A 12,842-nucleotide genomic window follows, 5' to 3' on the forward strand; every position below is an offset into this window, starting at 1 on the left:
GATTTGAATGCCATTAGAAGGCGTACAGCAGTTATAGCCCACCGGGGCGAGAGCGGGGGACAAGAAGTGCCGAAAGAGCCTGCTGGTAGGGGGGGCTTGGGCCTGGAGAGTTCGTCATGAACACCTTATATCGGGATTAATGTCCTTATCGCCCCGCTTTGCCCTGGTTGCCGCCAGCCTGACCCTGCCCGCCGTGGCAGTCGAAATCCCGACCAGCCCCGCCGGTGTCATTGCGGTGAGCCTGGCCCAGCAGGCCCCTTTCACTGGGTGTCGGTGACTCAGATTGCCAGGAGCCTGGATGGGCTGCTGCCGATGGCGGTGGGTTTCGACATCGACGACACCCTGCTCTTCTCCAGCCCGGGGTGCTATCGCGGCAAGCAGGCGTTCTCCCCCAATGGTGAGAGCTACCTGAAGAATCCGGCCTTCTGGGAGAAGATGAGCAACGGCTGGGACGCGTTCAGCGTGCCGAAAGAGGTGGGCAAGGCGCTCATCGCCATGCACTTCCCGCGCGGCGATCACATCTACTTCGTCACCGGCCGTTCGGCCAACTCCACCTACTTGCCCCTGCCGCTGGCTGGCGCATGGGAGGAGGAGGTGATCGTCAACTCCCTGTACTGAGGTTCCCATGCATGGCAAAAGGGCCGGATCCTGTCAGGTTCCGGCCCTTCTTTTGGGCGTCTAGCGGGCGGCGAAGGTGTCGCAACTGGCGGGCTTGCCGCTGTCAAAACCGCGTTTGAACCAGGCGAGGCGCTGGGCCGAGGTGCCGTGGGTGAAGCTGTCGGGAACGACCCGGCCCTGACCTTGCTGCTGCAACCTGTCGTCGCCGATGGCCTGGGCGGCATTGAGCGCCTCTTCCAGATCGCCACGCTCCAGCACCTGCTCTTTTTCCATGTAGTGGCCCCAGACCCCGGCGAAGCAGTCCGCCTGCAGTTCGAGCTTGACCGACAACCGGTTCTGGGCGACCTGGCTCAGCCCCTGTTGCTGCTGGCGCACCTTGGTGGAGATGCCGAGCAGGTTCTGCACGTGGTGGCCCACTTCGTGGGCGATCACATAGCCCTGGGCGAAGTCGCCGTCGGCCCCCAGCTTGTCGCGCATGTCCTGATAGAAGGAGAGATCGATGTAGACGGTGCTGTCGGCCGGACAGTAGAAGGGCCCCATCACCGACTGCCCCTGGCCGCAGCCGGTGCGGGTCGCACCGCGATAGAGCACCAGTCTGGGGGCCTGATAGTGGTTGCCACTTTGCTGGAACATCTCACCCCAGGCGTCCTCCGTGGAGGCGAGCATCACCGAGGTGAAGCGGGCGAGGGGATCGTTTGCAGCCTGGGACGAGTTCTGACGCTGGGGCTGGCTCTGCGGGGCAGGATCCTGCAGCAGGGGGCCGAGGTCCACGCCGTAGTACCCCGCCACCATGACCACCACCAGCAGGATCAGACGCCCCTTGCCACCGATGGGCAGGCCGCCGCCCCCGTTGCCGCCTTGCTGGCGTCGGTCTTCCACATTGTTGCTCTCACGGCGATCTTGCCAGCGCATATCCCCATACTCCCATCATTGGTGGTGGCGGTAATGATAATGGCTGGCGCCGGGGCTTGCCTAATCGGCCCGGGTCATTCGGCCCAGGGCATCTCGGGCAGGCTGTCGAGGAACTCGCCGTAACGGACGAGGTTGAAGGGGCCCTGTTCGGCTTCCATGGCCATGAGTTCGGCGCCCAGGGCGCAGGCGATGTATTGCAGCGCCTCTTCCCGCGGGGTGCCCTTCATCACCAGGCGCATCAGGGTGGCTTTCACCTGGAGGGGATGGCCGTCGGCGAGCTGGTTCTCCACCATCTCCAGCAGTGTCTCTTCATCAAAAAATTCGGGGGTATCGGTCATGGCCGTTCTCCTGCCTGTTCCATGGGGTGGGCAGTATAGCGGGGACGCGGCTCCCGGGGGCGAAAATATCCTCCGGGTCTTGCCAAGGAAGCGGGGCGGGAGCAGTCTTGGACACTCTCTACTGCCGAACGAGCCCATGTCATGATCCTCTCCGAGCGCCTGGAACTGCGCAAACTGACCATTGTCGATGCCCCCTTCATTCTCGAACTGCTCAACGATGGTGATTTTCACCGCTACATCGGCGATCGCGGGGTGCGTACCCTGGCGGATGCCGAAAACTACATCCAGCAGGGGCCTGCGGTCAGTTATGCCCGCCACGGTCACGGACTCTATCTGGTGGTGCGGCGGGAAGACGGGGCCAGGCTCGGCATCTGCGGTCTGATCAAGCGCGATACCCTGCCCTGTGAAGACATCGGCTATGCCTTCCTGCCCGCCTGGCGCGGCCAGGGCTATGCCATCGAAGCCGCGCGGGCGGCCATGGCAGATGGCCGTGAACGGCTCGGCATCGAGCGGGTGGTCGCCATCGTCACCCCGGGCAATGAGCGCTCGGTTCGGCTACTCGCCAAGCTGGGGCTGAGTCAGGGCAAACGGGTCAGGCTGGGAGCCGGCGAGGAGGAGTGCCTGCTGCTGGAGGCGCCGGACAAGGAGACTTGCGGGGTCTAGCCACCGCTCTGGGAGCGGGGCCATGCAGACTATGACGTCAGGCAAGGAGGCCGCCGTGAGTTGCGGCCTGTCTGCATCGGGCGCTGCCTGGGCAGGCAGGATCAGTTGAGCTCTTCGATGGAGAACTCGCCGGCGATGCCATCACAGGAGATGGCGAAGCCGCCGCTGAAGCGGGTGCTGAACTGGATCAGGAACGCATCGTCGTCGTGCTCTTGCACGGGCAGGTTGATGGGTTTGCTGCGACGCAGGGGTTTGCGGATCTGTACGTGTTTCATCATGGTATTTCTCTATATAAATTAAGTGTTTGCTCCTTGTATTGGCAAATGTCAGGTCAATGGGCGCGGTCAGCACGATAGCGGACGAGCGCGCAGGAATACCCAGCCCGGTTCAGGGGCGTCTGCACTTTCAAGGAAGGCGCCAAGGACCACGCGGATGCATGATGCTACTTGGGAGTGGGCAGATCGGGTCTGCACCGTGAGAGCCGGGCAACGCAGGCAGACAGCCTGAACGGTTCTCAAGGCGAGTAAATCAGAAGAAGGTTATGCGGGTACTGGCAGGATTCATCGTGAGGTGAAGCATTGCGAACATAATCAGGGCTGATTAACTAGCCGGCGCGCATTCTCTCCTCGAAATGTGTAAAAAGCAAACACTAATTGTGCGCTCACTCTGTCATTCCCTGTTTTTCACTGCCACGGGGACGGCAAAAGGGCTCCCGAGGGAGCCCTTTTCATTGCCGGTCAGGGACGGGCTCAGGCGTCGCCACAGGCCTTCTTGGCGGCGGTGATCATGGGGGTAATGGTCATGCCCTGTACCACGATGGAGAACATCACCACCGAGTAGGTCATCACCAGGATCACCTGGCGCAGATCGACGTTGTGCTCCGGGATCATCATGACACCGGATGGCAGTGCCAGGGCCATGGCCATGGCCAGGCCGCCACGCAGGCCGCCCCAGGTGAGGATGCGCACCGAGAAGGTGTTGTAGCTGCGGAACTTGCGGAACGCCACATAGGGCAGGGAGACGCTGATGAAGCGGGCGGCGAGGCAGAGCGGCACCGCGATGACCAGCAGGATCCAGTCGCGCCAGGCCAGATCCAGCAGCACCAGTGCCAGACCGATCAGCAGGAACAGCAGGGCGTTGAGGAACTGATCCATCAACTCCCAGAAGTGATCCAGGTGGTGCTGGCTCTGCTCGGAGAAGCCGGAATGACGGGTCCAGTTGCCGATCATGATGCCGGTCACCACCATGGCCAGGGCGCCGGAGACGCCGATCATGTTGGCGAAGGCGAAGCCCGCGGTCGGGATGCAGAGGGTCAGCAGCAGCTCCAGGGAGCCGTCGTCGGTGGCGCTGATCATCACGTGGGCGATGAGGCCCAGCACGGCCCCGAACAGGATGCCGCCGAGGGCCTCATGCAGGAACAGACCGGCCACGCTGCCGAAGGTGGGCTCCACGCCGCCAAAGGCCACGGCAAACACGGTGGCGAAGATGACCAGACCTACACCGTCGTTGAACAGGGATTCCCCCTCGATCTGGATGGCGATCTGGGGTGGCGCCTTCATCTTCTTGACGATGGCCAGTACGGCGATGGGGTCGGTGGGGGAGATCAGGGCACCGAACAACATGCAGTAGACCAGCGGCAGGTCCCAGCCCAGCAGCTTGGCGATGAACCAGAAGCCGTAGCCGATGAGGAAGGTGGAGAGCAGAGTGGCGGCTATGGCCAGAATGGTGATTTCCCACTTCTGGCTACGCAGCGCCTTGAGGTTGATGCCAAGCCCGCCAGCGAACAGCAGGAAGCCCAGGATCCCCTTCAACAGGAAGTTCTGGAAGTCGATGCTCTCCATGGTCTTGATGGCGAGAGGCTCCAGATTGAACCAACCCAGTTTGCCAAACAGCACCAGCAGCGCGGAGATCAGCATGGAGCCCGCAGTGATGGCGATGGTGGTCTGGATCTTCACAACATACTGGTTGGCAAAGGCGATGAAGATCGCCAACGCTGCCAGGAAGCAGAGTGTGTAGTAGACGCTCATAGTTATTTTTCTCTTTGGTAAACAGCAAGCACGTATCCCTCTTGAGGACGGGCATAGGGTACTCCCGGGTTAGATCATGCTCATTACCTATTTATGGTTATATTTAATCGTCACCACGGACAGATAGACGGCTAGATTTCCATTTAATTTGATTGCTGCTAGGATGGGCATCACGCAGTTGCATGGATGTAAGGGGTACGAGCGGTGTCGAGCAGAGAGTCGAACAAGAAAGCGGATGTCACAACCAGGCTGGAAGCCTGTCTCAAGGAGCGGATCCTGATCATCGACGGGGCCATGGGCACCATGATCCAGGGTTACAAACTCGGTGAGGCGGACTATCGGGGGGAGCGATTTGCCGACTGGCATACCGACATCAAGGGCAACAACGACCTGCTGGTGTTGAGCCGTCCCGCCGTCATTCGCGAGATCCACGACCAGTATTGTGCCGCCGGGGCCGACATCCTCGAGACCAACACCTTCAACGCCACCCGCATCGCCATGGCGGACTACGAGATGGAAGCGCTCTCGGCCGAGATAAACCGGGAGGCGGCCCGCCTGGCCCGCGCCGTGGCGGACGAGTGGACAGCCAAGGACCCGGCGAAACCGCGCTTTGTGGCGGGGGTCCTGGGTCCCACCAACCGTACCGCCTCCATCTCGCCGGACGTGAACGATCCGGGCAAGCGCAACGTCACCTATGACGAGCTGGTGGCCGCCTACACCGAATCGACCCACGCCCTGATCGAGGGCGGTGCCGACATCATCCTGATCGAGACCATCTTCGACACCCTCAACGCCAAGGCGGCCGCCTTCGCGGTGGACCTGGTGTTCGAGGAGCTGGGTTACAGCCTGCCGGTGATGATCTCCGGCACCATCACGGACGCCTCCGGTCGTACCCTCTCGGGCCAGACCACCGAGGCCTTCTACCACTCCCTTCGCCACGTCAAACCGGTCTCCTTCGGCCTCAACTGTGCGCTGGGGCCGGACGAGCTGCGCCAGTACGTGGAGGAGCTCTCCCGCATCAGCGAGACCCATGTCAGCGCCCACCCCAACGCCGGTCTGCCCAATGCGTTTGGCGAGTACGATCTGGACGCGGTCGAGATGGCGGAGCATATCCGCGAGTGGGCTTCGAGCGGCTTTCTCAACCTGGTGGGCGGCTGCTGCGGCACCACCCCGACCCACATCCGCGCCATGGCGGACGCCGTGGCGGGCATCAAGCCCCGCGCCCTGCCGGATCTGCCGGTGGCCTGCCGGTTGTCGGGCCTGGAGCCTCTCATCATCACGGCGGACTCCATGTTCGTGAACGTGGGTGAGCGGACCAACGTCACCGGCTCGGCCAAGTTCAAGCGCTTGATAAAAGAGGGGCTCTACGACGAGGCCCTGGACGTGGCCAAGCAGCAGGTGGAGAACGGCGCCCAGATCATCGACATCAACATGGATGAGGGGATGCTGGACGCCGAGGCGGCCATGGTGCGCTTCCTGAACCTCATCGCCGGGGAACCGGACATCGCCCGGGTGCCGGTGATGATCGACTCCTCCAAGTGGGAGGTGTTGGAGGCGGGCCTCAAGTGCGTGCAGGGCAAGCCGGTGGTCAACTCCATCTCCATGAAGGAGGGGGAGGACAAATTCATCGAGCAGGCGAAACTGCTGCGCCGCTACGGCGCCGCCGTCATCGTCATGGCGTTCGACGAGGTGGGCCAGGCCGATACCCGGGCCCGCAAGTTCGAGATCTGCCAGCGCGCCTACCGCATTCTGGTGGACCGCGTCGGCTTCCCGCCGGAAGACATCATCTTTGACCCCAACATCTTCGCGGTGGCGACCGGCATCGACGAGCACAACAACTACGCGGTGGACTTCATCGAGGCGGTGAAGGACATCAAGGAGCACCTGCCCCACGCCATGATCTCCGGCGGCGTCTCCAACGTCTCCTTCTCGTTTAGGGGCAACGAGCCGGTGCGCGAAGCCATCCACGCTGTCTTCCTCTACCACGCCATCAGGAACGGCATGGACATGGGGATCGTCAACGCGGGCCAGCTTGCCATCTACGAAGACATCCCGAGCGATCTGAAAGAGAAGGTCGAGGCGGTGGTGCTGAACCTCAACGACAACGCCACCGAGGCGCTGCTGGCCATCGCAGAGAAGTATCGCGGTGCCGGCGCCCAGGCCGAGGATCCGCGGGATCAGGAGTGGCGCAGCTGGCCGGTGGGCAAGCGGCTCGAACACGCCCTGGTCAAGGGGATCACCGACTTTATCGAGGAGGATACCGAGGAGGCGCGCGCCCAGGCCGAGAAGCCGCTGCACGTCATCGAGGGGCCGCTGATGGATGGCATGAACGTGGTGGGCGATCTGTTCGGCGCCGGCAAGATGTTCCTGCCCCAGGTGGTGAAGTCGGCCCGGGTGATGAAGCGGGCGGTGGCCTACCTGCAGCCCTACATCGAGGCGGAGAAGTCCGGCGGTTCCAGCAACGGCAAAATCGTGCTGGCCACCGTCAAGGGCGACGTGCACGACATCGGCAAGAACATCGTCGGGGTGGTGCTCCAGTGCAACAACTTCGAGATCGTGGATCTCGGGGTCATGGTCTCCTGCGAGACCATCCTCAAGACGGCCCGGGAAGTGAACGCCGATATCATCGGCCTGTCGGGCCTCATCACTCCGTCCCTGGACGAGATGGTGCACGTAGCAAAAGAGATGGAGCGTCAGGGGTTCAAGCTGCCGCTGCTCATCGGCGGAGCCACCACTTCCAAGGCCCACACCGCGGTGAAGATAGAGCAGAACTACTCCGAGCCCGTGGTCTATGTCTCCAACGCCTCCCGCGCCGTGGGGGTGGCCCAGAGCCTGCTGAGCCCGGAGCTCAAGCCCGCCTTCGTGGCCCGCATCGACAAGGAGTACGAGATTGCCCGGGATCAGCATGCCCGCAAGCAGCCGCGCTCCAAGCCGGTCTCCCTGGCCCATGCCCGGGCCAACCGCCATCAGCTGGACTGGGTGGGCTATGAGCCCCCGGCGCCCCGGGAGCCCGGCGTGCAGACCTTCGAAAACGTAACCATCTCTGTGCTGCGCCCCTACATCGACTGGACGCCGTTTTTCCTGAGCTGGGAGCTGGCGGGCAAGTTCCCCCGCATTCTGGAGGATGAAGTCGTGGGGGAGGAGGCGACGCGCCTCTACGCCGACGCCAACGCCATGCTGGACCAGCTGGAGAAGGATCAGAGCGTGCGCTGTGCCGGCATTGTCGGCCTGTTCCCCGCCAACGCCGTGGGGGACAGCATCGAGGTCTACACCGACGAGTCCCGCACCCAGGTGCGCAAGGTGCTGCACCACCTGCGCCAGCAGAGCGAGAAGCAGGGCTTCCCCAACTACTGTCTTGCGGATTATGTGGCGCCGAAAGAGAGCGGCAAGCCCGACTGGATCGGCGCCTTCGCGGTGACCGGCGGCATCGGCGAGGAGGCCATCGCCAAGGCCTACAAGGCGGACCACGACGACTACAACGCCATTCTCATCCAGGCGGTGTGCGATCGCCTCGCCGAGGCCTTTGCCGAATACCTCCACGAGCAGGTGCGCAAAGTGCACTGGGGCTATGCCCCGGACGAGGCGCTCAGCAACGAGGAACTGATTCGCGAAAATTACCAGGGGATACGTCCGGCGCCGGGCTACCCGGCCTGCCCGGAGCACACCGAGAAGGGGAGCATCTGGGAGTTGCTGGACGTGGAGCAGGCCATCGGCATGCAGCTCACCGAGTCCTACGCCATGTGGCCGGGGGCAGCGGTGTCGGGCTGGTACTTCTCCCACCCCGAGAGCAAGTATTTCGCCGTGGCCCAGATCCAGCAGGATCAGGTGGAAGACTACGCCATGCGCAAGGGGATGACCCTGGCAGAGGCCGAACGCTGGCTGGGGCCCAACCTGCATTGATCCCCGTCTGCCCCGCCTCACGCGGTGCGGGGCAGGCGCCGGGTACGCACGCCATATCGAGGTTGCCATGAAGATTGGATTTGTCGGTCTGGGGGCCGTAGTGCAGACAGCCTATCTACCTGCACTCGCCGCACTGGCGGAAAATCCCGAGATATGGGGTTTTGATCCCGCCATCACCCTGCCCGGCGTCATGTCTGCGCCGACCCTGGAAGCACTGCTGGCCGAACCCCTGGATCGGCTGGTGATCGCCACGCCTTCCCTGCTGCATCTGCCCGTGCTGGAACAGGCACTGGCCAGCGCCATTCCCCTCATCCTGGTGGAGAAACCCGTGGTGGCCACCCTGGCCCAGCACGATCGCCTGCACGCCCTGCTGGCGGACCCCGAGGTCGCGGCCAGGGTGCTGGCGCTGGATCACTGGATGGCCCGCAATGCCGTCCAGCAGTTGCTGCTGAGCGGCAAACTGGATGAAGGCTGGCAGCCTCGGGAACCAGGCTGCGCCGGTGTCGGGCTGGCCACCCTCGCCGATATCAGCGCGGTGGAGGGCTTTTTGCTGGAACCCTGCGGCCTGGACGAGGCGGGGCATCCCTATGCCCTCAACTTCGCCACCGGCGAGCCGGATCGGCGGCTGTTGCGCCACCCGGACGGTGTCATCCTCGACATCGGCACCCATCTGCTGGCGATGATCCGGGAACTGCTGGTGGCCCTGGGTGGGGACGACCGCCTGCACCTGATCGCGGAGGGCGTCTGCGACCGGCTGGGGCAGCCCATCCGGCGCGGGGATCTGGAGAGCGCCGAGGGGCGAGCCTGCCTGCGTGGCGAGGCGGCAGGGGTGCCCCTGACCCTCTGGCTCGACAAGTATGCTGGTCCCGGGGTGGAGAAGAAGGGGCTTTGCCTGCACCTCAAGGGCGGGCGGCGCATCGAACTGCTTCGCCGCGGCAACCTGGAGTGGCTGCACCATCACGACGTCGACGGGATGCGGGGCTGGCAACATGAGGGGCCCCTCTATCGCCACTGCATCGCCCAGACCCTGCTGGCCCCTGTGCCTTTGGGAGGCTGGGCCGACACCACGGCGCGCCGTTTGCAGGAGGTCGCCCTGCTGCTTGAGTTGCAGCAAGGGCTGCGCGGCCCCCATTGACGTCGCTGGCGCCATCCGGCATGAAGGCTGGTGGCTGGCGCCGTCTTGCAGAACGCTCTCTGGCTTTGGTCCGTCTTGAGTGCGGCACTCTCGGTTTTTGCCCGTTCTTGCAGAACCGCGCATGGTGAGGGGAAAGGATTGGCGTTGCCAGTCGTTCATGGCACCTTATACTCTCCAGTCCGATTATCAGGTCTGCCATTTCCATGAATATTGCCATTTTATCCCGTGAGCCCAACAACTACTCCACCCGCCGTCTGGTCGAGGTGGCCCGGGCCCGTGGGCATCAGGTCGAGGTGCTCGACACCCTGCGCTGCTACATGAACATCGCCTCCCACAGCCCCTCCATCCATTACGAAGGACGGGAGCTGGAGAGCTATGACGCCGTGATCCCGCGCATCGGTGCCAGCATCACCTTCTATGGCACCGCCGTGCTGCGCCAGTTCGAGATGATGAGCACCATGGCCCTCAACAGCTCGGTGGCCATCTCCCGCTCCCGGGACAAGCTGCGCGCCATGCAGCTGCTCTCCCGTCACGGCATCGGCCTGCCGGTGACCGGCTATGCCCACAGCACCCACGACGTACCGGATCTCATCACCATGGTGGGGGGCGCCCCCCTGGTGGTGAAGCTGCTGGAGGGCACCCAGGGGATTGGCGTGGTGCTGTGCGAAACCCAGAAGGCCGCGGAGAGCGTCATCGAGGCCTTTATCCAGACCAACAACAACATCCTGGTGCAGGAGTACATCCGCGAGGCCAACGGCGCCGATATCCGCTGCCTGGTGGTCAACGGCAAGGTGGTGGCCGCCATGCGCCGCCAGGCCCAGCCGGGGGAGTTTCGCTCCAACCTGCACCGGGGCGGCACCGCCGAAGCCATCAAGATCACGCCGGAAGAGCGAGCCACCGCCGTGCAGGCCGCCAAGATCATGGGGTTGGACGTGGCCGGGGTGGACATCCTGCGTAGCGCCCGCGGCCCGCTGGTGCTGGAGGTGAACTCCTCCCCCGGTCTGCAGGGGGTGGAGGCCGCCTCCGGCAAGGACGTGGCGGGCAAGATCATCGAGTTCCTCGAGCTCAAGGCGAGCCGCAAGCACAAGCCAGCGGAATGAGCCCCAAACGAGTGTCAGACAGGTAAACACAGGGCGCCCTCGGGCGCCTTGTTGCTATCTGGGGGGTGGGCTGGAAGGCCGCGGGCTTGCCGGGAAGTGTCTCCCTTCTCCCACTGTGTTGAACAGCCGGGAAGAAGGGCCGGGAATGAAGGGGTTATGCCGCCCCGGGGGCGCCGGGGATCATCACCAGCCGGGCGCTGAAGACCCCCTCCACCAGATGGGTCTCAATCTGCCAGCCCAGCTTCTCGCAGATGCGCTGGATGATGGTGAGACCGCAGCCGTAGCCGAGGATCTGATCCGGCGCGGCGGCGGTGGGGTTGCTGATGGTGAGCACCTGCTCGTGCAGGGTGATCTCGATGTGGCCCTCGGCGTAGCTCAGGGCGTTTTTCAAGAGGTTGCCGAGGGCGATGGCGAGCAGGGAGAGGGGGGCCTGCACCTCGCTCTCCTCGTCCAGTTGCAGGCGAATGTCCAGCGTCTCCCGTTGCAGCAGGGGAGCGAGGCGGGTCAGCTCCCGGCGAATGAGCGGCGCCACCTGCTGGGGCGGGCGCTCCACGGCCTCCTTGCGTCCCAGCAGCAGGAAGGTTTCGGTGAGCAGGGCCATCTCGTCGGCGGCGGCGCGGATGCGGCTGACGGCGCGGGCTGCCGGGGCGGGCAGGTCATTCACCTTGCCGAGCAGGGCCGCGGATCCCTGGATCACCATGTTGGGGGTGCGCAGCTCGTGGCTGGCAAAGCGGCTGAACTCCTGTTCACGGGCAAACACGGCGGCTACCTCGTGCTTGCCCGCCAGCAGCGCCTGCTCTATCTCTCGCAGCTCCTGCCAGGGGGTATCGGGCACGAAGTCCCCCTGATCCGGGGTCAGGTGGGCGACCCGCTGGCGCAGCCGCTCCAGCGGCCTGGTGATGTGACGCACCAGCCAGATGCCGAAGGCGAGGCTCCCCAGCAGCAGGGCCAGGCCGATGAGGCGGGTCACCAGATGCAGCTTGGCTTCGTAAGGGTCGAGGTAGTCGTCTGCATCGTCGTTGAACACCAGATAGAGCAGCCCCTGACCCGAGGGGTGGGCGCGTACCAGGAAGTGCTTGTCCTCCCGGCCCAGCTGATGCTCGAAGAAGCCGGGGCTCTGGTAGGCCTTGAGCCAGGCGGGCAGGCGGCCCGCCTCTGTCCAGTAGCTGGAGAACTGGCGCGGGCTGGGGGCGGGGGCCGCCATTCCGAGGCGCAACCAGTCGTCGTCATAGCGGGTTGCCTCCGCCTCCAGCCAGTGGCGCAGGCTCAGCTCCTCCATCTTGTTCTCGGCCACCACCATCAGCAGGCTCAGGATCACCAGCAGCAGCAGACCGGCCCCTCCCAGCGCCAGCACCAGGCGCCGGCGCAGGCTCGGCAGACCGGGGGCAAGGGGCGGCGTCGGGTTCGTCATGGGGTCACCAGCCGGTAGCCCTGGCCGTGCAGGGTCTCCAGCATGGGGGTGGGGAAGGGCTTGTCGAGGGCGCTGCGCAGGGCATAGATGTGGCTGCGCAGGGCGTCGGAGTCGGGCTCCTCGTCGCCCCAGACGGTGTCGAGCACCTCCTGGCGCGTCACCAGCTGGGGCGCGCGCTTCACCAGCAGGGTGAGGATCTGGAACGGGATCTTGCCGAGTTTGAGCTCCACCCCGGCGCGGGTGGCGCGGCCGCTGGCGGGATCCACCGTCAGATCGCCAAAGCCGAGCACGCCCATGTCCCCTCTGGGGCCACGCAGGCTGAGGGCCTCCAGGCGCACCTCCAGCTCCTCCATGGCGAACGGCTTGACCAGATAGTCGTCGCCCCCCGCCCGAAAGCCTGCCAGCTTGTCCTCCAGGCTGTCACGGGCGGTGAGAAAGAGCACCGGGGTCGCGATGCCGTCCGCACGCAGCCGCTCCACGGTACGCAGGCCGTCGAGGCGCGGCATCATGACGTCCATGATGATGACGTCGAAGCGCTCCTGGGCCAGCAGTTGCAGCGCGGCCTGGCCGTGATAGGCGCAGTCCACCCTGTGCCCGGCCAGCGCCAGATAGTCCATGATGGTCTCCGCCACCTGGGGACTGTCTTCCACCACCAGTATTTTCATGCTCTGATCTCCTGGTCTGTGCCGCTATTTCACGGCCATTTCACACCGGATGGGTCATCCTGTGTGCCAGTGT

General features: G+C 64.4%; 12 protein-coding genes. 6 read left to right on the top strand and 6 right to left on the bottom strand.

Annotation, left to right across the window (positions count from 1 at the left end; translation table 11 throughout):
- The first annotated feature begins 139 nt into the window (after positions 1-139).
- Positions 140-277, top strand: a complete 138-nt coding sequence (locus AB7E19_RS13825; RefSeq protein ID WP_223953987.1) for a hypothetical protein — start codon at positions 140-142, stop codon at positions 275-277.
- Positions 274-618, top strand: coding sequence for an HAD family acid phosphatase (locus AB7E19_RS13830; RefSeq protein WP_311697492.1), 345 nt, complete (start codon positions 274-276; stop codon positions 616-618). The genes AB7E19_RS13825 and AB7E19_RS13830 overlap by 4 nt, the downstream gene beginning before the upstream one ends.
- Before the next feature lie 60 nt (positions 619-678).
- Here the strand turns inward: AB7E19_RS13830 and ypfJ are convergent, their stop codons facing one another.
- Together ypfJ and AB7E19_RS13840 are read right to left on the bottom strand one after the other, a co-directional pair.
- The gene (gene ypfJ, locus AB7E19_RS13835) at positions 679-1,530 is read right to left on the bottom strand and encodes a KPN_02809 family neutral zinc metallopeptidase (protein WP_261999905.1); all 852 of its coding nucleotides are present in this window, start codon (positions 1,528-1,530) and stop codon (positions 679-681) included.
- 74 nt (positions 1,531-1,604) lie between these two features.
- A complete protein-coding gene (locus AB7E19_RS13840; RefSeq protein ID WP_039040440.1) occupies positions 1,605-1,868 on the bottom strand; it encodes a hypothetical protein in 264 nt (87 codons plus the stop codon).
- 141 nt (positions 1,869-2,009) lie between these two features.
- On the opposite strand from AB7E19_RS13840, the gene AB7E19_RS13845 reads away from it, so the two are divergent.
- Positions 2,010-2,531: a GNAT family N-acetyltransferase gene (locus AB7E19_RS13845; protein WP_042015334.1), complete on the top strand. Its 522-nt coding sequence runs from the start codon at positions 2,010-2,012 to the stop codon at positions 2,529-2,531.
- A gap of 101 nt (positions 2,532-2,632) precedes the next feature.
- On the opposite strand, the gene AB7E19_RS13850 is transcribed toward AB7E19_RS13845, so the two are convergent.
- A complete protein-coding gene (locus tag AB7E19_RS13850; protein ID WP_010672653.1) occupies positions 2,633-2,809 on the bottom strand; it encodes a hypothetical protein in 177 nt (58 codons plus the stop codon).
- 471 nt (positions 2,810-3,280) lie between these two features.
- A complete protein-coding gene (locus AB7E19_RS13855) occupies positions 3,281-4,558 on the bottom strand; it encodes a cation:proton antiporter (RefSeq protein WP_042880492.1) in 1,278 nt (425 codons plus the stop codon).
- Positions 4,559-4,762: 204 nt separating this feature from the next.
- On the opposite strand from AB7E19_RS13855, the gene metH reads away from it, so the two are divergent.
- From metH to rimK, 3 genes are all read left to right on the top strand, one after another.
- Positions 4,763-8,458, top strand: coding sequence for a methionine synthase (metH, locus tag AB7E19_RS13860; RefSeq protein WP_427935632.1), 3,696 nt, complete (start codon positions 4,763-4,765; stop codon positions 8,456-8,458).
- Positions 8,459-8,525: 67 nt separating this feature from the next.
- The gene (locus tag AB7E19_RS13865; RefSeq protein WP_427935634.1) at positions 8,526-9,593 is read left to right on the top strand and encodes a Gfo/Idh/MocA family oxidoreductase; all 1,068 of its coding nucleotides are present in this window, start codon (positions 8,526-8,528) and stop codon (positions 9,591-9,593) included.
- A gap of 203 nt (positions 9,594-9,796) precedes the next feature.
- A complete protein-coding gene (gene rimK, locus AB7E19_RS13870) occupies positions 9,797-10,693 on the top strand; it encodes a 30S ribosomal protein S6--L-glutamate ligase (RefSeq protein WP_010672657.1) in 897 nt (298 codons plus the stop codon).
- 154 nt (positions 10,694-10,847) lie between these two features.
- Here rimK and AB7E19_RS13875 read toward each other — a convergent pair whose 3' ends face one another.
- Together AB7E19_RS13875 and AB7E19_RS13880 are read right to left on the bottom strand one after the other, a co-directional pair.
- Positions 10,848-12,104: a sensor histidine kinase gene (locus tag AB7E19_RS13875; RefSeq protein WP_427935637.1), complete on the bottom strand. Its 1,257-nt coding sequence runs from the start codon at positions 12,102-12,104 to the stop codon at positions 10,848-10,850.
- The gene (locus AB7E19_RS13880) at positions 12,101-12,769 is read right to left on the bottom strand and encodes a response regulator transcription factor (RefSeq protein ID WP_049637286.1); all 669 of its coding nucleotides are present in this window, start codon (positions 12,767-12,769) and stop codon (positions 12,101-12,103) included. The genes AB7E19_RS13875 and AB7E19_RS13880 overlap by 4 nt, the downstream gene beginning before the upstream one ends.
- Positions 12,770-12,842: the final 73 nt, after the last annotated feature.

The organism is Aeromonas sp., from assembly GCF_050252055.1.
Taxonomy (GTDB): Bacteria; Pseudomonadota; Gammaproteobacteria; order Enterobacterales; family Aeromonadaceae; genus Aeromonas; species Aeromonas caviae.

What these genes read in the sequence shown, in the direction of transcription:
- ypfJ (WP_261999905.1), bottom strand. Translation starts at nt 1,530, where the DNA reads ATGCGCTGGCAAGATCGCCGTGAGAGCAACAATGTGGAAGACCGACGC.
- AB7E19_RS13840 (WP_039040440.1), bottom strand. Translation starts at nt 1,868, where the DNA reads ATGACCGATACCCCCGAATTTTTTGATGAAGAGACACTGCTGGAGATG.
- AB7E19_RS13880 (WP_049637286.1), bottom strand. Translation starts at nt 12,769, where the DNA reads ATGAAAATACTGGTGGTGGAAGACAGTCCCCAGGTGGCGGAGACCATC.
- AB7E19_RS13845 (WP_042015334.1), top strand. Translation starts at nt 2,010, where the DNA reads ATGATCCTCTCCGAGCGCCTGGAACTGCGCAAACTGACCATTGTCGAT.
- AB7E19_RS13850 (WP_010672653.1), bottom strand. Translation starts at nt 2,809, where the DNA reads ATGATGAAACACGTACAGATCCGCAAACCCCTGCGTCGCAGCAAACCC.
- AB7E19_RS13855 (WP_042880492.1), bottom strand. Translation starts at nt 4,558, where the DNA reads ATGAGCGTCTACTACACACTCTGCTTCCTGGCAGCGTTGGCGATCTTC.
- AB7E19_RS13875 (WP_427935637.1), bottom strand. Translation starts at nt 12,104, where the DNA reads ATGACGAACCCGACGCCGCCCCTTGCCCCCGGTCTGCCGAGCCTGCGC.
- rimK (WP_010672657.1), top strand. Translation starts at nt 9,797, where the DNA reads ATGAATATTGCCATTTTATCCCGTGAGCCCAACAACTACTCCACCCGC.
- AB7E19_RS13825 (WP_223953987.1), top strand. Translation starts at nt 140, where the DNA reads ATGTCCTTATCGCCCCGCTTTGCCCTGGTTGCCGCCAGCCTGACCCTG.
- AB7E19_RS13865 (WP_427935634.1), top strand. Translation starts at nt 8,526, where the DNA reads ATGAAGATTGGATTTGTCGGTCTGGGGGCCGTAGTGCAGACAGCCTAT.